Annotated in this window: 21 protein-coding genes; 11 read left to right on the forward strand and 10 right to left on the reverse strand. The window is 67.4% G+C overall.

Features of this window, described 5'->3' with window-relative positions; all coding sequences use genetic code 11:
* Positions 1-44 precede the first annotated feature (44 nt).
* Positions 45-809: a pyridoxamine 5'-phosphate oxidase family protein gene (locus M9952_03650; protein ID MCO5312015.1), complete on the forward strand. Its 765-nt coding sequence runs from the start codon at positions 45-47 to the stop codon at positions 807-809.
* Between the two features lie 125 nt (positions 810-934).
* Here M9952_03650 and M9952_03655 read toward each other — a convergent pair whose 3' ends face one another.
* The gene (locus M9952_03655; protein ID MCO5312016.1) at positions 935-1,372 is read right to left on the reverse strand and encodes a flavodoxin family protein; all 438 of its coding nucleotides are present in this window, start codon (positions 1,370-1,372) and stop codon (positions 935-937) included.
* A gap of 131 nt (positions 1,373-1,503) precedes the next feature.
* Between M9952_03655 and M9952_03660 the strand changes: the two genes are divergently transcribed.
* From M9952_03660 to M9952_03695, 8 genes are all read left to right on the forward strand, one after another.
* Positions 1,504-2,481: a DUF1385 domain-containing protein gene (locus M9952_03660; GenBank protein ID MCO5312017.1), complete on the forward strand. Its 978-nt coding sequence runs from the start codon at positions 1,504-1,506 to the stop codon at positions 2,479-2,481.
* 32 nt (positions 2,482-2,513) lie between these two features.
* Entirely contained in the window at positions 2,514-3,881 is a 1,368-nt protein-coding gene (locus tag M9952_03665; protein ID MCO5312018.1) for an aspartate aminotransferase family protein, read from the forward strand.
* 9 nt (positions 3,882-3,890) lie between these two features.
* Complete coding sequence (locus M9952_03670; GenBank protein MCO5312019.1) at positions 3,891-4,637, forward strand: SDR family oxidoreductase; 747 nt, start codon at positions 3,891-3,893, stop codon at positions 4,635-4,637.
* An 11-nt stretch (positions 4,638-4,648) separates the two neighbouring features.
* On the forward strand, positions 4,649-5,119 hold the full coding sequence (locus tag M9952_03675) for a nitroreductase family deazaflavin-dependent oxidoreductase (protein MCO5312020.1): 471 nt from the start codon (positions 4,649-4,651) through the stop codon (positions 5,117-5,119).
* Between the two features lie 85 nt (positions 5,120-5,204).
* Complete coding sequence (locus tag M9952_03680) at positions 5,205-5,579, forward strand: DUF4267 domain-containing protein (protein MCO5312021.1); 375 nt, start codon at positions 5,205-5,207, stop codon at positions 5,577-5,579.
* A gap of 41 nt (positions 5,580-5,620) precedes the next feature.
* Positions 5,621-6,271 (forward strand): 1-acyl-sn-glycerol-3-phosphate acyltransferase, encoded by a 651-nt coding sequence (locus M9952_03685; protein MCO5312022.1) that lies wholly within the window; start codon positions 5,621-5,623, stop codon positions 6,269-6,271.
* A gap of 69 nt (positions 6,272-6,340) precedes the next feature.
* A complete protein-coding gene (locus M9952_03690) occupies positions 6,341-7,495 on the forward strand; it encodes a coproporphyrinogen III oxidase family protein (protein ID MCO5312023.1) in 1,155 nt (384 codons plus the stop codon).
* A 101-nt stretch (positions 7,496-7,596) separates the two neighbouring features.
* Positions 7,597-8,913 carry a hypothetical protein gene (locus tag M9952_03695; GenBank protein MCO5312024.1) on the forward strand — a complete coding sequence of 439 codons (1,317 nt, stop codon included), beginning with the start codon at positions 7,597-7,599 and terminating at the stop codon, positions 8,911-8,913.
* A 71-nt stretch (positions 8,914-8,984) separates the two neighbouring features.
* On the opposite strand, the gene M9952_03700 is transcribed toward M9952_03695, so the two are convergent.
* From M9952_03700 to M9952_03730, 7 genes are all read right to left on the reverse strand, one after another.
* Positions 8,985-10,619: a fumarate hydratase gene (locus M9952_03700; GenBank protein MCO5312025.1), complete on the reverse strand. Its 1,635-nt coding sequence runs from the start codon at positions 10,617-10,619 to the stop codon at positions 8,985-8,987.
* A 62-nt stretch (positions 10,620-10,681) separates the two neighbouring features.
* Positions 10,682-11,716 (reverse strand): cytochrome P450, encoded by a 1,035-nt coding sequence (locus tag M9952_03705; GenBank protein MCO5312026.1) that lies wholly within the window; start codon positions 11,714-11,716, stop codon positions 10,682-10,684.
* 27 nt (positions 11,717-11,743) lie between these two features.
* A complete protein-coding gene (locus M9952_03710) occupies positions 11,744-12,001 on the reverse strand; it encodes a hypothetical protein (GenBank protein MCO5312027.1) in 258 nt (85 codons plus the stop codon).
* The gene (locus M9952_03715; protein ID MCO5312028.1) at positions 11,998-12,918 is read right to left on the reverse strand and encodes a metal-dependent hydrolase; all 921 of its coding nucleotides are present in this window, start codon (positions 12,916-12,918) and stop codon (positions 11,998-12,000) included. The genes M9952_03710 and M9952_03715 overlap by 4 nt, the downstream gene beginning before the upstream one ends.
* Positions 12,915-13,628 (reverse strand): TetR/AcrR family transcriptional regulator, encoded by a 714-nt coding sequence (locus tag M9952_03720; GenBank protein ID MCO5312029.1) that lies wholly within the window; start codon positions 13,626-13,628, stop codon positions 12,915-12,917. The genes M9952_03715 and M9952_03720 overlap by 4 nt, the downstream gene beginning before the upstream one ends.
* Positions 13,629-13,800: 172 nt before the next feature.
* Positions 13,801-14,490: a 6-phosphogluconolactonase gene (gene pgl / locus M9952_03725; GenBank protein ID MCO5312030.1), complete on the reverse strand. Its 690-nt coding sequence runs from the start codon at positions 14,488-14,490 to the stop codon at positions 13,801-13,803.
* A 57-nt stretch (positions 14,491-14,547) separates the two neighbouring features.
* Complete coding sequence (locus tag M9952_03730) at positions 14,548-15,633, reverse strand: hypothetical protein (protein MCO5312031.1); 1,086 nt, start codon at positions 15,631-15,633, stop codon at positions 14,548-14,550.
* 206 nt (positions 15,634-15,839) lie between these two features.
* On the opposite strand from M9952_03730, the gene M9952_03735 reads away from it, so the two are divergent.
* Positions 15,840-17,438, forward strand: a complete 1,599-nt coding sequence (locus tag M9952_03735; protein ID MCO5312032.1) for a SpoIID/LytB domain-containing protein — start codon at positions 15,840-15,842, stop codon at positions 17,436-17,438.
* Positions 17,439-17,461: 23 nt separating this feature from the next.
* Here M9952_03735 and M9952_03740 read toward each other — a convergent pair whose 3' ends face one another.
* Together M9952_03740 and dusB are read right to left on the reverse strand one after the other, a co-directional pair.
* Positions 17,462-18,064: a Maf family protein gene (locus M9952_03740; GenBank protein MCO5312033.1), complete on the reverse strand. Its 603-nt coding sequence runs from the start codon at positions 18,062-18,064 to the stop codon at positions 17,462-17,464.
* Positions 18,065-18,066: 2 nt separating this feature from the next.
* Positions 18,067-19,185: a tRNA dihydrouridine synthase DusB gene (gene dusB / locus M9952_03745; protein ID MCO5312034.1), complete on the reverse strand. Its 1,119-nt coding sequence runs from the start codon at positions 19,183-19,185 to the stop codon at positions 18,067-18,069.
* 187 nt (positions 19,186-19,372) lie between these two features.
* On the opposite strand from dusB, the gene M9952_03750 reads away from it, so the two are divergent.
* Entirely contained in the window at positions 19,373-20,506 is a 1,134-nt protein-coding gene (locus M9952_03750; protein MCO5312035.1) for a BMP family ABC transporter substrate-binding protein, read from the forward strand.
* The last annotated feature ends 3 nt before the right edge of the window (positions 20,507-20,509 follow it).

Raw genomic sequence — 20,509 nt, forward strand, 5'->3', positions numbered from 1 at the left:
AAATTACAGCGACGCGGGCGGTCGCGCTGCGGGACCATGGGTCCATGGCCGAAACCCCGCCGCCCACGCCACCGCCGACCTCACCGACGACCGCAGCCTCGACCGACTCGACGCCGCCGACTCCAGAGGTTGGATCCAAGGTGATCTCGCCCACGCCGGCGACGACCATCCGCAACGCCAAGCGGGCGCGACTGGACCGCGAGGAGGCCTACGCGATCCTCGACGACGACGTGGTGGCCAACGTCGGGTTTGTGCTCGACGCTCAGCCCTTCGTCATTCCGATGGTGTACGGGCGTCGGGGAGACTCGTTGTTCCTGCACGGGTCGGTGGCCACCCGCATCATGAGGGCCCTCGACGCCGGGGTCAGCGCATGCGTGACCGTAACGAAGCTCGACGGGCTGGTGCTCGCCCGCAGCCACTTCCACCACTCGGTCAACTACCGCTGTGTGGTGGCCCTCGGCACCGCACGCCGGCTGCGTGACGACGCGGCGATGGACGCCTTCGACGTCATCATGGAGCACCTGATGCCGGGTCGTGTCGAGGAGGCCCGGCGGGCGAACCGCCCCGAACAACGCCAGACGATGGTGATCGAGTTCCCCCTTGTCGAATTGTCGGTCAAGGTTCGCGACGGCGGGCCGGTCGACGACGAAGTCGACCTTCCGGACCCCGACGAGTTGAGCGACCTCTGGGCAGGGGTGGTCCCGCTGCGAGTCGTCGCCGGGACCCCGATCGCGGATGAGTTCACCTCGCCGAACGCACCGTTGCCCTCCGCCGTGGCCACCGGGGCGACCCGATGGCCAGCCGGGTGAGCGAGGCGCGCCCGTGCCGCCGGTTCGACGCCGGCGCCAAACGCGAGGGCTGGGCGCGCTAGTGGGTCGGATGTGACCCGCTAGCGCGCCCAGTCCTCATCGAACCGGTCAGGTGTGGGGCGACGTCAGGCGCTCTGAAGCGACTTGGAGTCGCGCAGCACCTGTTCGGCGAAGTCGATCGCGTCGCTGTCGAGGTGGCGGCGGCCCAATTCGAGGCCCCCGAGCACCTTCGCGCCCTTCGACTCGAGGAGGCGCCGGAACCCGCGCAACACGTTGCCGGGCCGCACCGCATAGGTGACGAAGGTGTACACCGGCTTGTCCCAGATCTCGGGAAGGTGCCGTGCGATGTTGCCGGCCCCGCCGGGACGGTGCCCGGCGATGATGAGGCCGTCGGTCCAGGTGCCGATGACGACGAGATCCGACTCGGCGAGGGCTTCGAGGTTGATGCCCTTGGTGGGAAACACCGACACCTCGTGGCCTGCGTTGCGGATCTCGGTGCCGATCACACGGGCGGCGCGCTCGGTGTTGCCCGTACGGCTTTCGTAGACGATGACGACCTTCACGGCGCTCATTCTCCCCGAGAACTCGCCGGCGACACAAACATTCGTGCCCGAGGGGGACCTTCGGCCTGCTGCCGGGGTGGAGCCTCGCCTGACCGGTGGAGTTCAGGCGATCCCTCGGTACCGTGGGCGCCATGTCGCAGGATCTCGTCGGTGGTCAGGCCCTCATCGAAGGCGTCATGGTGCGCCGGGGCGAGCAGTGGGCCGCCGCCTGTCGCCGTGCGGATGGAACGATCGCGACCACCCTGCAACGGAGCGAGCCGGCACTCGGCCGCGCCCGGCGCATTCCACTGGTGAGAGGAATTGGGGCCCTGATCGATTCGCTGCGCATCGGGATGGGAGCGATGCGGTGGTCTCGTGACAACTCCGAACCCGCGGCCTCGGGCAGTGCTGCCTCAGGCGGGGCCTCGCCCGGACCGACGCTGCGCGAGCGGGCCATCGTCGCCGCGGTGGTGACCGGGGTGGTCGCCGCGTTCCTCATCGTGCCGTTGTGGGTGGCGGCCATGTTGCACTCCGTCGTCGGCGATGGAATCGGCGCCGTGATCGTCGAGGGGCTCGTGCGCCTCGCGCTGTTCGTGGGGTACCTAGCGATGTTGTCGCAGCTGCCGGGCATTCGCCGGACCCTTGAGTATCACGGGGCGGAACACATGGTGATCGCGGCGCACGAACACGGCGTGGCGCGAGGGATCGCTCCGGCACGGGAGTTCAGTGTCCGCCACCCTCGATGTGGCACCGACTTCTTCCTGCTGATCTTCGTCATCTCGATACTGGCCTTCGCGCTCGTGGGTTCGCTTCCCGCAGCGTGGCTCGTCCTCAGCCGAATTCTGATGACCCCGGTGGTCGTCGGCGTCGCCTATGAGATCCTGCGCGCCGGGGGTACCTCCCATCACACTCGGCTCGCGGCGGTGCTCGCCGCGCCGGGGTTGATGTTGCAGCGCTTCACGACCCGGGAGCCCGCCGACGACCAGATCGAGGTCGCGCTCGCTGCGCTCGACACGCTGGTGCCGCCAGCAGCGCGGGTGCCGACCTCCGGCGACATCGTGGCCGAGGTTTCGGTGGAGAAGCCGGCGGGCGGGGTCGACGCCGTTCGCGACGAGGTGCAAACACCCTGATGAGCGGTTCGGCCAAGGCGTAGGCTTTCGCGATGACCGTCATCGACCGATCGGTGCTCGCTCGGCGCCTTGCCAGCGAGGAACAGCGCTTCATCGAGACCCATCCGAAGGCCGCCGCGGTTGCGGCGGGCGGGTCATCGTTGCTCGCCGGCGTGCCGATGGCATGGATGACGAGATGGCCGGGAGCGTTTCCGATCATCGTCGACGAGGCGAGCGGAGCGCGGTTCGTCGACATCGACGGTCATTCGTATGTGGACTTCTGCCTCGGTGATACCGGGGCGATGACCGGCCACGGACTCGCCCAGGTCGCCGACGCGATCGAGCGGCAGGCGCGTCGCGGCATCACCACGATGCTGCCGAGCCCCGACGCCGCCTGGGTGGGCGACGAGTTGGCCCGCCGGTTCGGGCTTGCCTCGTGGCAGATGGCGATGACCGCCACCGACGCCAACCGGTTCGTGCTGAGATTCGCCCGCCATCTCACCGGCCGCCCGAAAGTGCTCGTGTTCAACTGGTGCTATCACGGCACCGTCGACGAGACCTTCGCGGTGCTCGACGACCAGGGCCGGGTCGTCACAAGGCCGGGAACGATCGGTTCACCGGTGCCGGTGTCGGACACCACCAAGGTCGTCGAGTTCAACGATCTCGATGCGCTCGAGGCCGCGCTCGCCCCCGGCGACGTGGCCGCCGTGTTGGCCGAACCGGCGCTCACCAACATCGGCATCGTCCTGCCCGACCCCGGATACCACGAGGCGTTACGCGAGATCTGCGACCGCACCGGCACGCTGTTGGTGATCGACGAGACCCACACGCTGTGTGTCGGACCGGGCGGCGCAACCCGCGAATGGGATCTGCGGCCCGACTTCTTCGTCATCGGTAAGGCCATCGCCGGCGGTGTGCCAGCGGCGGCCTACGGGATGAGCGCGGAGATCGCCGAGCGGCTCGGTCCGGTTCTCGGGGATCACACCATCGACACCGCAGGGGTCGGCGGAACCCTGACCGGCAACGCGCTCGCCTTGGCTGCGATCCGCGCCACCCTGTCGAGTACCCTGCGCGGTGAGGATTTCGCCCGGATGATTCCGCTGGCCCAGGCCTGGAGCGACGGTGTGCAGTCGGTCATCGACGGCGCCGGGTTGGCGTGGAGTGTCAACCGCCTCGGGTGTCGAAGCGAGTACTGGTTCTGCCCGCCGCCCCGCAATGGGCGCGATGCGGCTGCCGCCGTGGACGAGGATCTGGAGGCCTACCTCCACCTGCACGCGCTCAACCGCGGGGTGTTGCTGACGCCTTTTCACAACATGGCGCTGATGAGCCCGGCGCACACCGCGTCCGACGTCGAGGCCCACACCGCGGCGTTTCGCGAGGCCGTCGATGCGCTGGTCGAACCTCGGTCGGCCGAAGGGTAGGAATCGTCGATGACGAGTACGGATTCGAACGCGGACCCGGCTGCCGGCGCGGAGGTGCCGCGGTCACGGCCGCCGCTGCGCGCCGCTGGCGAGTTGTTGGGCCAGATCGCCGTGGTCTCCGGTGCCGACAGCGCGGGAAGCATCGCGGCCGCGGTCGCGTTGGAGTTGGCCTCGCGTGGAGCCTCGGTCATCCTCGGCGCAACGGGTGACCGCGTCGCGGATCGGGTCGACGAACTCACTGCCGAGGGGTATCCCGTCGCGGGTTTCGTCGGCGATGTCGTCGACCCCCGGGTCGCGTCACTGCTGATCCAACGGGTGGTCGACCAGTGGGGTGGTATCGACATCGTCGTGAACGTCGCAGAGTCGAAGGACCGACGCCGAGACCTCACCGCGGCGTTCAACCTGACGGGCGCGGCGCTCGACGCGATGGCCCCGGCGCGTTATGGGCGAGTGGTCAACATCGCCGACCGCGATCACCGAGAGCTGTTGGCGCTCACCACAAAATCGGCGACCGGAGCGGCCGGGCGTGGAGTCACCGTGAACGCGGTGGCGATCTGCGCGGTTGCGACCTCGACGGCCGGCCACGATGAACTCGACGGGGCATCGGCAGGCCCGCTGCGACGCGCCGCGACGCCGGCGGAGGTCGCCGCTGCGGTGGCGTTTCTGTGTTCCCCCGGTGCGTCGTTCGTGGTCGGACACGCGCTCGTGGTGGACGGCGGCGCCGGCGTCGACCAACCCGCGCAGACAGGGCAGTAGGTTCCTCGGCCATGGCAGCCAAGTCCCCCAAGCCGTACACCGAGGCCCAGGTTCGCCGTGGCGACGCGGTCATCAAGCGGATGTCGAAGCTCACCACGGCGCTGTACCGGCGCACGAATGGACGTATCGGTGGCCGGTTCCTACGGGGCGCCCCGGTGTGTCTGCTCACCACGATCGGCCGGGTCTCCGGCGAGGCGAGAACCACTCCGTTGCTCTACCTGGCCGACGGCGACGACATCGTCCTGGTCGCTTCCAAGGGTGGGTTTCCCGGCAACCCGAACTGGTATCTGAACCTGAAGGCAGATCCCGAGGTGACCATTCAGATCGGGTCGGTTGCCGGCGACTACACCGCAGCGCAGGTATCGCCGCAGGACAAGGCCGAACTGTGGCCCCGGCTGGTGGCGATGTACCAGGATTTTGAGACGTATCAGGCCCGTACCGACCGCGACATCCCAGTGATCCGCTGTCGTCGCCGCCCCTGATTCGGTCGAGGCCGCGGACCATGGTCGACGGCGCTGTGTTGCGCGGATCCGCACGCTTCGGGTTGGCGTGTGGGAGCATTCGTCCATGGACCATCGCACCACCGCACGTCTGATCGCCGCCGGACGCACCCTGTTCGGTCTTCTGTGTCTGCTGCGCCCGCGAGTACTCACCGGATTCGATCGCAGTGAGCCCTCGGCGGCGGCGCTCGGGTGGATTCGACTGTTCGGTGTGCGCGATGTCGTGTTGGGCGCCGGCACGCTGGCGAGCCTCAACGGCGACGATGGCGACACGAGGTGGGTGAAGATGTCGGCGGCCGCCGACACCGCCGACGCGGTCACCGTGGTCACGGTCCGCGACGAGGTCGGCGTTTCGTTCATGGCGGCTTCGTTGGCGCTCGCGGTGCCGGCCGCAGCGCTGGGGTGGCGCGCCGCGTTCGGGCTGGGTCGCAGCCGCGGCTGAGGTTCTGCGAATCGAATCGGCCGAACGGGTAGGGTTCGGACGTGTCGTTCAAAGCGAAGTTTTCGAAGCTGATCCTCAAGCTGTGGCGCTGGACGCCCGTGGGGGAGCGCCCGGAGTTCAGTTGTGTGATCACCGCGGGGCCACACACCGCCAACATCGATTACGTCCTCATGATGCTCATGGCGTGGTCCCGGGGCATGGAACTGTCGTGGATGGGCAAGCACACCCTGTTCGAAAAGCCGATCCTCGGTAAGTTCTTCACCGCCACCGGCGGAATCCCGGTCGATCGCACGGCGCCCCAGGGCCTGGTCGGCCAAATGGTCGAACGCTTCGAACAGACCCCACGGCTGTATCTCGCGATCCCTCCGGAGGGGACCCGCAGTCTCACCGAATACTGGAAGTCGGGCTTCTACCGCATCGCTCAGGGCGCGGGGGTGCCGATCGTGATGTGTTCGATCGATACGAAGACCCGTGTGGTCGAGATCGGACCGACGGTGCATCCGAGCGGCGACCTCGTCGCCGACATGGATCTCTTCCGCGAGTACTACGGCCCCAAGGTCGGCTTCAAACCGGAGCTGTACGGCCCGATCCGCCTCCGCGAGGAGGAGGCCCTCGGCGACGGCGACGCCCTCGGCGATGGCAACGCCGACGGCGCGAACCCCGGCGACGCCACGGACGCGTCGGCCAGCTGATTCGCAGATCGATCCCGCAGGTCGATCCGTGGGCTGAAGCCGGTGCAGTGTGGCCCTACGGTGGGTGGGGTGCTGTCTGCGGTACCCGTTCGTCATGCGTACGTGCACGTTCCGTTTTGTGCGTCGATCTGCCCGTTTTGCAGCTTCCATGTGAAGGTGCGCGAGGCCGGTGATGTGGCGGCCTACCTCGATCGGCTCGAGGAGGAACTCGCCGAGATCGTGGCGGTGGTGCCGGTCGATCTCGACACCCTGTATGTGGGTGGCGGAACGCCGTCGTATCTTCGAACGGCGGAACTGGCCCGACTGTGTGAGATGGTCGAACGGCACCTGGGTCGCCCGCGCCGCGAGGCCACCCTCGAGGTGCACCCCTCGACCGCAACCGCGTCGCGGGTGCGCCACTGGGTCGAACTCGGATTCACCCGGCTCAGCATCGGCGCCCAGAGTTTCGACGATGAGGTGCTGCGGCGCCTCGGCCGCACCCATAGCGGTGCCGACGCGTTGGCCTGTATCGAGTGGGCCCTCGCCGCGGCGCAGGTGACCTCGGTAGACCTGATGATGCCGACCGCGGGTCAAGACGTGTCGGCGGATGTGCGCCGGGCGGTCGCCACCGGGGCACAACACATCTCGGTGTACGCGTTGACGATCGAGCCGGGAACACCCTTCGCGATGGACGGGGTTCGCGTCGATGACGGGGGTGCCGCTGAGGCGTTGAGCGCCGCTGCCGATCTGCTGGGTGCCGCCGGGTTCGAACGCTACGAGGTGTCGAACTATGCGCGACCGCAAGCGCGTTGCCTCCACAATCAGGCGTACTGGGCGGTGGCGCCGTCGCTCGGCATCGGCCCCTCGGCGTCGGGGGTCGTGTGCTGTGACGACGGTTCGTTGATCCGCTGGACCAATCCGACACTCGATCGGTGGCGCGTCGCCAGGTCGCCGCTCATGGTCATCGAGTCGGATCGCGACGCCCGAAGCGACGGCGGCGGCTCCGTCGAACATGTGCATGGCGAAGACCTGATGCGCGACCTGCTGATGTGCGGGCTTCGACGGGTGGACGGGGTCGATCTCGACGAGGTGACTCGCCGAAGCGGCGTCGACCCTCGCGATGTGCGTCGCAGCGAACTGGCACGCCTGAGCGACGATGCGCTGGTCGACATCGACGGGGCGCTGTTGGCGGCGACCGACCGTGGACGGTTGCTGCTCGACCAGGTCACCGTTGCGCTCTGGTGACCGGGTGCCCGAGGAGCGATCCCGAGAGATCAGATCTTGGCTCGGGCCGAGTATCTCGGTACATTCCATTTCAGCATTTGTGGTCAGCTGGGAGAAACAAGATGGCATGGAGTGGGCGATTGGGTCGCGACGAGGCACGCGCGGAAAAGGCGAAGGGTGTGAAGGCCTCGCCTCCGCCGGCGCGGGTGAACCCCTTCCAACCCCCGGCCCAGCGAGCCTCAGACCAGCCGACCGTCGACCCATCCGACTCGGCCTCGCCCAACCAACCCGCAGCACCGGGCTCCGATTCGCCCATTTCGGCACCGGTGTTCAGCGACGCAGCGCGCCGTGCACAAGGAGTGTCGGCGCCGACCTCGGCCGGCGCGGGATCTGCTGGGATCGCTGATCTGGCACCACCGACAGCGCCACCCGGTCGCTTCACGGCGATTCCCGAGGACCCTCCCACCGCCGACGGGCGCGACGTTGAATCTCCCGACACCGCATCTCCCGACACCGCATCGTCCGACACATCGTCGTCTGACGCGGCACCTTCGGATCCGGCACCTTCGGACAGGGCACCTTCTGACGCGTCCGGCGAAGAGCTGGCGGCCGGGGTGGTTGAGTTCGAGACGGTGGCCTCGGATTCATCGGCCTCCGATGCGTCGACGTCCGACGCCTCGGCGACGGTCTCGGAGCCGACCGAGGTGGCCGCGGCGCCAACCGCGGTGGCCGCGGCGAGCGCCGAACTCGACGCGTTGAGGTCGCAGATCGCCAGCCTTCAGGATTCGATCGACGAACTGTCCTCACGTCCGAGCGTCGAGACGATCGAGCCCGAATACCTCGGCGCGTCGAAGACGCTTCGCTACGCCCAACAGACCGCCGACGCGATTATCGCGGACGCCCGCACCCGCTCCGAGGAGCTCGTGGCCGATGCCCAGCGCCAGCGGACGCTGATCATCCGCCAGGGCCGCGAACAGGCCGAGGCCGAGTTCGGTGAGGAGCGAGACCGCGTGCGCGGTGAGGCGGCAGCATGGGAGGCGCGCCGTGCCGAGTTGTTCGAGGAGTTGGCCTCGCTCACCGCGGTCATCGGGCGGTATCACGATGGCCTGCGGTCGCTCGAGGACCACCTCGACGGTGCGGTGGAGACGCTCAAGGGTGGTGTCGACGCGCCCCAAACCGAGGCCGACGCCCCCCAGGCCGACGGGGATGCTGAAGCCGAGGCCGATTCCGTCGCTCATGAGGTGGGCGACGACGTGGTCGCGACGACCGATGAGGCAGACGGTTCGGAACTCGACGAGCGCAAGGCGGCGACCGACGATTCGGCTGCGTCCAGTGCCTCGTCAGCGTCGATGACGCCTCCACCGGTGCCGGGGGCGTTTCTGGGCGAGTCGGAATCGACTCGGGCCGATGGACCGGCCGCCCGCTTCAGCACCGACTGACCGCGCCACGCCCGCGCCTGCGGGCGTGGCGGCGATTTCGGGGCCGGTCGCCGAAGATTCCCGGGCGATGCCTACTTGAGCGTCACCGGGGTGGAAACGTCGGCGAAGAAGTCGTTGCCCTTGTCATCGACGACGATGAAGGCGGGGAAATCCTCCACCTCGATGCGCCACACGGCCTCCATGCCGAGTTCCTCATAGTCGAGAACCTCGACCTTGCGGATCGAGTCCTTGGCGAGGCGTGCGGCCGGGCCACCGATCGAGCCGAGGTAGAACCCGCCGTGGGCCTGGCACGCGTCGGTGACCTGTTGGCTGCGGTTGCCCTTGGCCAACATCACAAAGCTGCCACCGGCCGCCTGGAACTTGTCGACGTAGGAATCCATCCGGCCTGCGGTCGTCGGGCCGAATGACCCCGAGGCCATCCCTTCGGGGGTCTTGGCCGGTCCGGCGTAGTACACCGCGTGATCGCGCAGGTACTGCGGCATCGGTTCGCCGGCGTCGAGGCGTTCGGCGATCTTGGCGTGTGCGATGTCGCGGGCGACCACCAGGGTTCCGGTGAGCGACAGGCGGGTCTTGACCGGGTACTTCGACAGCTCCTGGCGGATCTCGTCCATGGTGCGGTTGAGGTCGATCGACACGACCTCGCCGCCGATCTGGCCTTCGTGCGGGTCGGGCAGGTAGTGCGCCGGGTCGGTTTCGAGCTGCTCGAGGAAGATCCCCTCGGTGGTGATCTTGGCGAGCGCCTGGCGGTCGGCCGAACACGACACCGCCACGGCCACGGGGCACGAGGCGCCGTGGCGGGGGAGCCGGATGACGCGGACGTCGTGGCAGAAGTACTTGCCGCCGAACTGGGCACCGATGCCGAAATTGCGGGTGATCTCGAGGACCTCTTGTTCCATGTCGAGGTCGCGGAACCCGTGGCCGAGCTTGGACCCTTCGGTCGGCAGAGAATCGAGGTACCGGGCGGAGGCCAACTTGGCGGTCTCGAGCGCGAACTCCGCCGAGGTTCCGCCGACGACGATGGCGAGGTGATAGGGCGGACAGGCTGAGGTGCCGATGTTGCGCAGGTTCTTGTCGAGGAACGCAGCGAGGCTCTTGGGGTTGAGCAACGCCTTGGTCTCCTGGAACAGGTAGCTCTTGTTGGCGGAGCCGCCACCTTTGGCCATGAACAGGAACTTGTAGGCGTTGCCGTCGATGGAGGAGATCTTGATCTCCGCTGGCAGGTTGTTGCCGGTGTTGACCTCGTCCCACATGTTCAGCGGCGCCATCTGGCTGTAGCGAAGGTTGGAGGTCTGATACGTGTTGAACACGCCGCGGGCCAGGTGTTGCTCGTCGTGGCCGCCGTTGACGATCACGAACTGTCCCTTCTTGCCCTTGACGATCGCGGTGCCGGTGTCCTGACACGAGGGCAACACCCCGCCTGCCGCGATGTTGGCGTTCTTGAGCAGCTCGAGGGCGACGAAGTAATCGTTCGCGCTCGCTTCCGGGTCGTCGCAGATGTTGCGGAGCTGCTGGAGGTGTCCGGGCCGCAACAGATGCGCGATGTCGCGCATGGCGGTCTGGGTGAGCAGGGTCAACGCCTCGGGTTCGACCTGAAGGAACGTGTTGCCGTTCGCCTCGAAGGTGCTGACACCCTCGGTGCTGATGAGCCTGTACGGGGTGGGATCGTCGCCGAGCGGAAGCAGCTCGGAAAAGTCGAAGTCGGCCATGGGTCAACGCTAGATCCGCGCCGAGCGCAGGTGCGATTCGGCGACAGTGATCTACCTGTCGTTCAACGAAGGACGACCGGCAGATGCTTGATTCCGTGAAGGAAATTCGACCGCATCCGCTCGATCGGCCCCGCGAGTTCGATGTGTTCGTAGCGTTCAACGAGCGTTTCGAGGAGCACTCGGATTTCGAGGCGGGCGAGCGACGCCCCGAGACAGAAGTGGGGGCCACCTCCGCCGAAGGAGACGTGCGGATTGGGGTCGCGTCCGATGTCGAAGCGATCGGGGTCGTCGAAGACCGCCGGATCACGATTTGCCGAGGCGTACCACAGGGCTACGATGTCGCCGGCGGAGACGTGGTGCCCGGCGATATCGAGGTCTTCGACCGCATTGCGGCGGAAGTACAGCACCGGTGACGAATATCGCACGATCTCCTCGACCGCCGAGCGGATGAGCTCGGGGTGTTCGCGCAGCCGCTGCCACTCGTCGGGGTGATTCGCGAATTCGACGACCGCATGGCTGAACGCGGTTCTGGTGGTCTCGTTTCCGGCGGCGGTCAACAAGATGAGGAACAACATGAGGCGGGTATCGGTGAGCGACTCCCCGTCGACCTCCGCATCGAGCAGCAACGAGATGAGATCGTCGCTCGGGACCGCCTCGCGTTCGACGCGCAACGTGTTGAAGTGGCCGATGAGCGACATGACCGCTCCGAGTTGGGACATCTCGCCGGCCGAGTACTCGAGGTCGGTCGACGCGATGGCCTCATTGCTCCATCGCAGGAGCAGGGCGTCAGATTCTGCGGGCGAACCGATCATCCGGGCGATGATGTTGACCGGCAGCGGCATCGAAACCTCGGTGGTGAAATCGAAGGCCTCGCGGGTGGTGTGCTGATCGAGCAGGTCGTTGAGGAGTTCGCGCACCGTCGACTCGAGAAGGCCGATCTGGCGTGGTGTGAACCCTCGGTTCACGATCTTGCGATAGGAGGTGTGCTCGGGTGGGTCCAAGGTCAAGAGATGCTTCGATGCCGCCACGACCATCTCCCGTGAGACGCCGACGCTGTCGATCGTTCGGTCATTGACCGCTTGAAGTTCGTGCCCCACCCCGAGCCCGGTCGCGCCGCCGCGTTCCTAGTCGGAGGAGAGAACGTCCGGGCAGCGACCGAGTTGCACGACGTTGGTGTGGACGAGCACCGACCACACCTGCGGCGCGCCGGCCCCCGCGTGCGGATTGCGCGCATGGGCGTAGACGGGCGATTCGAGACGACGGGCGGCGAACCAATCGAATGGGGCTCCGTGTTGCGCCCACCCATCGAGCTGAAAAATCGGGTCGTCGAGCGCGTCGATGCCCGCGGGCGCGCAGGTCGTGGGCGGGTCGGCGGCACTCACGAACGGGCCGCCTTCGTTTCGGGAACCGTGGCGATCTGCGAGAGGCGATATCGCCACGTCTCGACGAGTTGGTCGGTTCCGGTGTCGTCGGGGTGAAAGCCCGGTCGCAGGTACATGAACGCCCGCCGCAGGAACCACCAGCTGAGGAGGCGTTGGCGGGCGAGGTTGGATCGGAACCGGCGCCGGTGTGCTCGGGTGATGCGGTGACGATCCTCGAACACCGCCCGGGCCCACTCGGCCGCGACGTAGCCGGCCAGCACGGTGGTGGTGACGCCGAAGCCGAGCGCCCGGGTGGGGTATCCGGCGCCCGCGGCGTCCATGACGTCGAAGGCGACGTTCTTGTGTTCGAGCTCCTCGAGCGCATGCCAACAGATCAGCGGCTCGACCGCGGAATGTCCGAACAGGATCTTGCGGGTCGGCTCGTGGCCGAGCACCGACTCGGCGAGCAGGCCCGTGTAATGCTCGGCGGCGGCGGTCGCCGCGATGGCGAGCGTCCGGGGCGGTGCCTGAAGGATCCGGGCGACGATGACCTCGATGAGGTGATCGGCGCGAACCGTGTGGTATCCGAGTTCGGCGAGCCTGGCGTTGAGCTGTCGGTGCGCTCGGCCGTGCATGGCCTCCTGCCCGATGAACCCCTTGACCTGCGCCTTGAGCGTCGGATTATCGCCGACCGCGTCGCGGTGCCGACGCACGGCGGCGACGAAGAAGTCCTCGCCGTTGGGAAACACCGCCGACAGCGTGGCGAGGAGGTGGCTGAAGATCGGGTCGTCGGGGACGAGCCAGCCCGACTCGACGGCGGTGGGGTCGGTGTGGAGATGCCGCACAGGAATCTGGCGGTGAGCCGACGGATTCGTGGATCCGACCTCGGGTCCGGCGGACGTGATCTCGGTTGCGATGGGTGGGTCAAGGATGGTCACGGCCGGTCCTCCGAGAGGTTCGTGCGGGTGGGTTGGGTATCGCGGTGTGGTGTCGTGGCGACGGTGGTCGACAGCGCTTCCGACGGCGCTGTCGGCTCCGTGGTTGGGGCGATGACCGCCGCGAGGGCGACGTCGATCATGGAGGTGGCCAGCCGGATGACTTCGTCGGGTTGTCCGAACCCGCCGAGGCGCGAGACGGCCCCGCCCTGAACGAGGGTGAACACCAGCCCGACGAGGCGGCGGGCGATGTCGCGGTCGGTGATCGCCGGGGCGAACCACATCAACAGGTCCACCACGGTGGTTTCGAGCGCGGCGGCCACCCCGTGGACCACGACACGCAATTCCTCGTCGGTTCGTGCGGCGACGAGCACTTCGAGGACGGCCGCGTAGGCCGGTCCGGTCGCGATCTCCCACAACGCCTCGACCGCATGTTCAAGGGTCCGCACCGTGGGGTCGACCTGATCGAACGCGCTGGTGAAATGTCGCGCCTGTTCGTCGAAGAGCCGCTCGACCGCGGCGACGACGAGGTCGCGTTTGGTCGGGTAGTGGTGGGTTTGTGCACCGCGGGAGACCTGTGCTCGTTCGGCGACCAGGCGCGTGGTCGTGCCCGCATAGCCGTATTCGACGAGGCACTCGATCGTCGCGTCGAGCAGGGCGCGCTGGGTTGCGGCGCTGCGGTCTTGTTGTGTTCGTCTCGAGGTCTCGGCCACGGCGATCTCGTCGTTCCTGCCGGGGGTCTTTAAAACCGGCCTGTTGGTTTGTTTATCACGAATGGGACGTCGCCGCGCTCGCGTCCGTACCGGTAGTGGATTACCGCCCGAGCATGGCCGCCCGAGCAGGACCGCCCGAGCAGGACCGTTCGACGCGGCGCCGCGCGCTCGTTCAGTCGAGATCCTCGTGTAGCGGTGCCGGAAGGGCGACGATCGCGACCGTGGCCGCCGGGGTCACCTTCGCGGCGGGGATGTCGCCGCCGTTGGTGAGCTCGTCGATCGCCCGTTCCTTGTCGCCACCGGTGACGAGAAAGATGCGCCCCCGCGCCCGATTCACGCATCGGGGGGTGAGGGTCATGCGGACGAATCCGTTGAATTCGGCGCTGATCGCCACGTCGGCATCGTCGACATCGCTTACCGGATCGCCGGGTGACCAGCTCGCGGTGTTGCCATCCGCGCCAAGGCCGAGGTGCACGATGTCGAGGACGCCGCCACAGACCCGGTCGAGTTCTTCGGCGTACGCTGCGGCGGCTGACTCAAGGTCGTCGGAGGTCACGTCCATCCAGTGGATGTTCGACTCCGGCACTGGTGCGAGCGCGAGCAGGGAGGTCTTGAGCCCGACACTGTTGCGATCGACGTCGCGGTCGGGAGCTACCCGCTCGTCGACCTGCCAGATGTGCACCTGGGTCCACTTCAGGTCTCGTCTGCCGAGGACCCCGAACAGCTCCCACGGTGCGCGACCACCGGAAACGGCGAGGTGGCACACGCCGCGTTCGGCGACCGCCTCGTCGATGCGCTCGGCGAGAAGTTCGGCGCCGACCTGGGCGAACTCGTCGGTTCCGATGTAACGAAACTGGATCATGACCGCTGGCCTCGAAGGGGGCTCGACACTCGGGAACCCCTCATTGTAGGGACATCGCTAGGAGGCGGTGAGTTCGACGATGTCGGTCGACGCCTGCGGGGTGCTGCCGCCGATCAGCCAGGCGCGGTTGGCCTCGACGACGATCCCGGCGTCGTAGCGTGGCGTCGGCAGGTTGCCGGCGACAACGAATCCGCCGTTGTAGGGCTCGAAACGCAAAATGGCCGATGACCCACCGCCGGCGGTTCGGCCGCCGGCGACGAACACCGAGTTGCCCACGGTGAACGCGTTGGCACGAGACACCGGCGTGCCGAGTTCGGGCAGGTCGGTGACGGCGCCAGTGGTGAGGTCGATGCGCTGAATCGCAGCGGACAGCGCGTTGTCGTACTCGCCGCCGACCACCCACAGCGTGTCGTCGAGCACGGTGACCGCCGGATACCGCACGACGTGATTCAACGTGGCGATGGCAGTGAAGTTGACGCCATCGGTCGTGCGGAGCACCTCGGTCGATCCGGTCTTGCCGTCATAGCCGCCGACCACGAACACGGTCGACCCGTCCGGTGAGGTGACCGCCGTCGCCCCGGCGCGCGCAGCGGGAAGGTTGCCGATTCCTTCAACGTTGCCGTCGGCATCCACCGCGTACACCGTGCTGTAGACCGAATCGCCCTTGGCCCCGCCCATGATGAGGGCGCGATCGCCCAGCGGCGCCGCCGCGGCGGCATGAACCGGAGCGGCGAACTTGCCGACGTCGGCGATGGTCCCGGCCTCGGGGTCGAACAGCCAGATGGTGTCGGTGGAGTTCTTCTTTTCGTCCAGGCCGGCCACGATCATCACCTTGCCCCCAGCGCGGGCGACGCTCGAAATGTAACGAGCGGCGGGGAGTTTGGTGGCCACGTCGACTGCGCCGACCGAGGTCGGGGTCGGAGACAGGGTGGTGGTGCTCGCGGTTGGCGTCGTGGTGGTCGATGCGCCGTCGCTCCCACCCTCGCCGCCGTCCCCGCCCAGGGCGCACCGAGCGAGCAGCGCAACGACGATGAAGAGCACCACCATCGTGCGGGCGAATCGGAACTTGCGTTGTGGGCTCCACGAGAACCAGAACTCGTCGTTGTGGTTCATGCCGTAGCCGGGCAGCGTGAGTGGACCCACGGCGCCTGGGGCACGCCGCGCCGGTCGACGCGGTGCTCGGCGCGGCGGTCGGTTCAGGGGTCGCTGTGGCATGGGTCGATTGTTGCAGGTGATCTGGGCGCCGCGTAGGCCAGCGCGGCGGTGCGGCGGAGTCGATCGGCTCACCTTGGTGGTTCAAAGGCACTGCGGGGCGTGGAATTTCGACGATGCTGCGTACCCTCGATCACATGCTGAGGAACCCTCGACGTGTCGTCGTCCTGGTGGTGTGCGCAGCGCTGGTTTCGGCGCTTGGCTGCCAACCGGAGGTGCCGGCGCCGGACGCAACCTTCACCGTGTCGGGCGGCGGATACGGCCACGGTGTCGGGATGAGCCAGTACGGGGCCTACGGGCGCGCGCTGGCGGGTCACGACGTGGCGCAGATCCTCGACGCCTACTATCCGGGCACTGCGATCGAGCCGAGGTCGTTGGGCAATATCCGGGTTCACATCGGTGATGCGCAGGCGACGGAGCTGACGAACCCGACCGGCAACATCGTCATCACCGCCGAATCGGGTGCCTCCAGCGTGATCGCCGGGCCGAACGAACGTCTCGCGGTACGTCGTAACGGCGCGTCGGTGCAGGTACAGGTGGTCGCACCCAACGTCGGAGGAACACTCACGTTTCCGGGGGCGCAACATGTGTACTTCTCCTCGGCCGGCGACGAGTCGATTCGCGTCGCGGCCACCGGACGGAGCTATCGGTTCGGCCGCCTCGATGTGTCGCCGAACGGGGTCGGGTTGCGGATGATCGTTCGCGACCTGTCGATGGATCAGTACCTCTACGGGCTCGGCGAGATGCCGGCGAGTTGGCCACTCGAGGCGCTCAAGGCCCAGGCGATCGCCGGGCGCAGCTACGCGGCGCGGGCGTTGGCCGCTCCGAAGAACGCCGAGTTCGACCTGTACTCGACCACCGTCGACCAGGCGTATGTGGGTACCTCGGTGACCGATGGATCGTCGTACGGGGCGAACTGGAAGGCGGCGGTGGACGCAACCTCGGGCAGGGTGCTGACCCATGGCGCCGCCGTCGCTCAGACGTACTACTCCTCGTCCAACGGCGGCTTCAGCGAGCGTTCCGACTATGTCTGGGCGTCGTCGTTGCCCTATCTGATCGCCGCGGCGGACCCGTTCGACGCCGTGGCTGCGAACAAGAACTCGCGCTGGACACGAACCTTCACCGCTACCGAGTTGGGCGCCTGGGTGGAAAACGCCGGTCGCGGGTCGATCGGTGCCGTAACCCGAGTTGAACTGTCCGGCAACCTCGGGGCCTCCGGACGAGCTGAGCGTGCGACGGTGAAACTCGTCGGAGTCACCGCGTCGGCGACCATGACCGGCGCGCAGTTCCGCACGATGATCAACAACCGGGCGGGCGCGTCTCGCCAGCTGCTGTCGACACGGTTCACGGTGAGCCCGACGCCCGGCGCCGCCGCACCGGACCTGCCGCAACCAGGGCCACCGCCGGCGACCAATCCGGGCGCTGCGGGTGACACGACACCTCCGAATCTCGCGGTCTGGCACAGCGACCCGATGACGTTCGGCGCTGCGGGCCAGGTCTGCAGCTACGTGACGAGTGACGAGCCGACGATCTACGCGCTGTCCATCAACCTTCGGGGAACGGAGGTGAAGAGCCCGGTGGGCGGCGTTTCCCCCGACCGTCCGGCGCTCATGTGCATCGCGATTCCCGCGCGGCTCCGGCCGACGAAGCCCACGCTGGTGACCTTCACCGCCGTCGGAATCGACGCCGCGGTGAACTACCGGTTCGTCGTGAAGCAGGTGACGGTTCAGCGCTGAGCCGACGGGTCCGGTAGGGATCGTCAGCGCGGCGTGACGCCTGCCGGGAGCAGCAGCCCCTCGAGCCAGCTCACGGGGAGGCCGACGATGTTGTCCCACGCACCCTCGATCTCGGACACGAAGTCGGCACCTCCGCCCTGAATCGCGTAGGCGCCGGCCTTGTCCAGGGGTTCGCCGGTGGCCACGTAGGCGTCGATCTCGTCGTCGTCGAGTTCGCGGAACCACACCGCGGACTCGACCGAGAGCGCCGTGTTCAGCGTCGGTGACGCGACGGCGATGCCGGTGAGGACGTGATGGGCGGCGCCGGACAGCCGTCGCAGGATCGCCGCCGCGTCGGCATCGTCGCGAGGCTTGCCGACCAATTCGTTTCCCAGCACCACGATCGTGTCGGCTCCCACGACCACGGCATCGGGGTGCTGTGCGGCGACCGCAGCCGCCTTGGCTGCCGCCAGCCGCTCCACGTAGGCCTCGGGCTTCTCGTACTCGAACGGGGTCTCGTCGATATCGGCAGCGACAATGTCGAATTCGTAACCGGCGCCCGCCAGCAGTTCGCTGCGCCGCGGCGAGGCCGAAGCGAGGATCAACCGACGCCCGGCACCACGGCCGGCGGTGGGTGCAGGGTCCATCGTCACCCTCCCGAACTGATCGACTCGGCGTCGGCCGCCAGGGCGTCGATCGCGTCCTCGTTGTCGAACCAGCGATCCGGCAGCGACACCGCCCGCGGACCGCCCACATGGCCGCGCTTCGCGCGGCGGCCCTCGGAACTCATCGTCGACGAACGGTCGAAGCGCCCGAGGGTGTCGGCGAGTTGTTCGCGGCTTTCGAGTTGATTGAGTTCGCGCCGTACATCGCCGCCGGTCGCGTACCCCTTCAGGTACCAGCCGGTGTGTTTGCGGAACTCCCGAACGCCAATCCACGGCCCGGCCCAATCGATCAACAGGTCGAGATGCTCGAGCATCATGTCGACGACCTCGCCGAAGGTGGGCGCCTCCGGTATCGGCGAACCGCCGAGTGCTGCGGCGAGATCGCGAAACAACCACGGTCGTCCAAGACATCCCCTCCCGATCACGACGCCGTCGCAGCCGGTGCGCCGCATCATCGCCACGGCGTCGGCGGCCTCCCAGATGTCGCCGTTGCCCAATACGGGAATCGAGGTGATCGAGGCCTTCAGCTCGCCGATCGCGTCCCAGCGGGCATCTCCGGAGTACAGCTGCTCGGTCGTGCGGGCGTGCAGGGCGACCGCGGAGCACCCTTCGTCCTCACAGATCCTGCCGGTGCGCAGAAAGTTCAGGTGGCCGTCGTCGATGCCCATCCGGAACTTGGCGGTCACCGGCACGCCGCTCGAACCCGTCGCTTGCACTGCGGCGCGCACGATGTCGCGCAGCAGCCGATGGCGCACCGGCAGTGCGGAACCGCCGCCGTTGCGTGTGACCTTCGGGGCGGGGCACCCGAAGTTCAGGTCGATGTGGTCGACATGAGAGGAGTCGATCAGTTTGCGAACCGCCTCGCCGACGTGGTGGGCGTCGATCCCGTACAGCTGGATGCTGCGGATGGGTTCGTCCTCGTCGAAATGAGCGAGGCGCATCGTCTTCGCATTGCCCTCGACATAGGCGCGGGCGGTGATCATCTCGCTGACGTACAACCCGGCGCCGTGGCGGCGGCACAACCGGCGAAACGGCGCGTTGGTGACGCCGGCCATCGGGGCCAGCACCACGGGAGTATCGAAAACGAGTGGGCCGATGTTCATGAGCGCAGGTGGGGTTGGGGCTGAGGTTCGGGCGGAAGTGAAAGCCGGGCCGGGGCCCGGGAGGTCGACGACGCCCGAACAACGGTTTTACACGCGTGTAACGCGATCCTTTGCGGCGCGTTTCGTTCAGGTACCAGAATCGACCCTGTTCGACCGGGATCACCGGCTGACACGAAAGGCTCGAACAGTGAAGCGAAATGCATGGATCGCCGCTCTTTTGGCGGGTTCGCTGCTTGCCAGCGCATGTGGCAAGTCGGACGATTCCGGCTCGGACGACACGGATTCAGGATCCTCGACCGGCCAGGCCGGCTCCGACGACGTGGTGAAGGTGGCCTGGATTCTCCCCGGGCCGATCAACGACGGCGGCTGGTCGACGGCGCACAACGAGGGACGTCTCGCCGTCGAGGAGCACTTCGGTGACAAGGTCGAGACCACGTACAAGGAAAGCGTCGCCGACGGTCCCCAGGCCGACCAGGTGGTCGCCGACCTGGTCAAGGACGGATACGACCTCATCTTCGGTGCGTCCTTCGGGTTCGGCGAGTCGCTCATCCCGGCGTCTGAAGCGAACCCCGACATCGCGTTCGAACACGCGACGGGGATCGAGCCGCTCGACAACATGGGTATCTATTTCGGAGCGGGCGAACAGTCGCTCTATCTCACCGGCATGGCCGCGGGCGCCGAGACCACGTCCAACCTGATCGGTTTCGTTGCGCCCTTCCCGATCCCGGAGGTGATCCGTCACATCAACGCCTACACCCTCGGCGCACAGGCGATGAACCCGGACGCGCAGGTGAAGGTCGTGTGGACCAACTCCTGGTTCGATCCCGAGACCGAGCGCAAGGCCGCGGAGTCGTTGATCGCGGACGGTGCCGACGTGATCGCCAACGGCGGCGACGGTCCGGCCCCGGGCGAGGCCGCGCAGGCCGCTGGGGTGGCCTGGACGGGTTACGACGCGGATCAGTCGGAGAACTTCCCCGACATCTGGCTGACCGCGGCGCTGTATCACTGGGGCGACTATTACATCGGGCAGGTCCAGAAATTGATCGACGGGACCTGGGAACCGGGCGACTACTACGGCAACATCGCCGATGGCCTGACCGACATCGCCCCGTTCGGCAAGCGGGTGAGCGCCGAGACCCAGGCCAAGATCATGGAAAAGCGCGACGAGTACATCGCCGGAACCTTCGACGAGACCGCCGGGCCGATCTACGACCAGGACGGCGAACTCAAGATTCCGGAGGGCGAGGTGATGAGCCACGCCGATCAGATGAGCGTCATGTGGTTCGTCAAGGGCGTCATCGGAACGATCCCGTCGAGCTGACAG

This window comes from Microthrixaceae bacterium (assembly GCA_023957975.1).
Lineage (GTDB): Bacteria > Actinomycetota > Acidimicrobiia > Acidimicrobiales > Microtrichaceae > JAMLGM01.

Excerpts from the sequence above, each read along its gene's own strand:
- M9952_03650 (MCO5312015.1), top strand. The coding sequence starts at position 45 with ATGGCCGAAACCCCGCCGCCCACGCCACCGCCGACCTCACCGACGACC.
- M9952_03660 (MCO5312017.1), top strand. The coding sequence starts at position 1,504 with ATGTCGCAGGATCTCGTCGGTGGTCAGGCCCTCATCGAAGGCGTCATG.
- M9952_03665 (MCO5312018.1), top strand. The coding sequence starts at position 2,514 with ATGACCGTCATCGACCGATCGGTGCTCGCTCGGCGCCTTGCCAGCGAG.
- M9952_03670 (MCO5312019.1), top strand. The coding sequence starts at position 3,891 with ATGACGAGTACGGATTCGAACGCGGACCCGGCTGCCGGCGCGGAGGTG.
- M9952_03675 (MCO5312020.1), top strand. The coding sequence starts at position 4,649 with ATGGCAGCCAAGTCCCCCAAGCCGTACACCGAGGCCCAGGTTCGCCGT.
- M9952_03680 (MCO5312021.1), top strand. The coding sequence starts at position 5,205 with ATGGACCATCGCACCACCGCACGTCTGATCGCCGCCGGACGCACCCTG.
- M9952_03695 (MCO5312024.1), top strand. The coding sequence starts at position 7,597 with ATGGCATGGAGTGGGCGATTGGGTCGCGACGAGGCACGCGCGGAAAAG.
- M9952_03700 (MCO5312025.1), bottom strand. The coding sequence starts at position 10,619 with ATGGCCGACTTCGACTTTTCCGAGCTGCTTCCGCTCGGCGACGATCCC.
- pgl (MCO5312030.1), bottom strand. The coding sequence starts at position 14,490 with ATGATCCAGTTTCGTTACATCGGAACCGACGAGTTCGCCCAGGTCGGC.
- M9952_03735 (MCO5312032.1), top strand. The coding sequence starts at position 15,840 with ATGCTGAGGAACCCTCGACGTGTCGTCGTCCTGGTGGTGTGCGCAGCG.
- M9952_03740 (MCO5312033.1), bottom strand. The coding sequence starts at position 18,064 with ATGGACCCTGCACCCACCGCCGGCCGTGGTGCCGGGCGTCGGTTGATC.
- dusB (MCO5312034.1), bottom strand. The coding sequence starts at position 19,185 with ATGAACATCGGCCCACTCGTTTTCGATACTCCCGTGGTGCTGGCCCCG.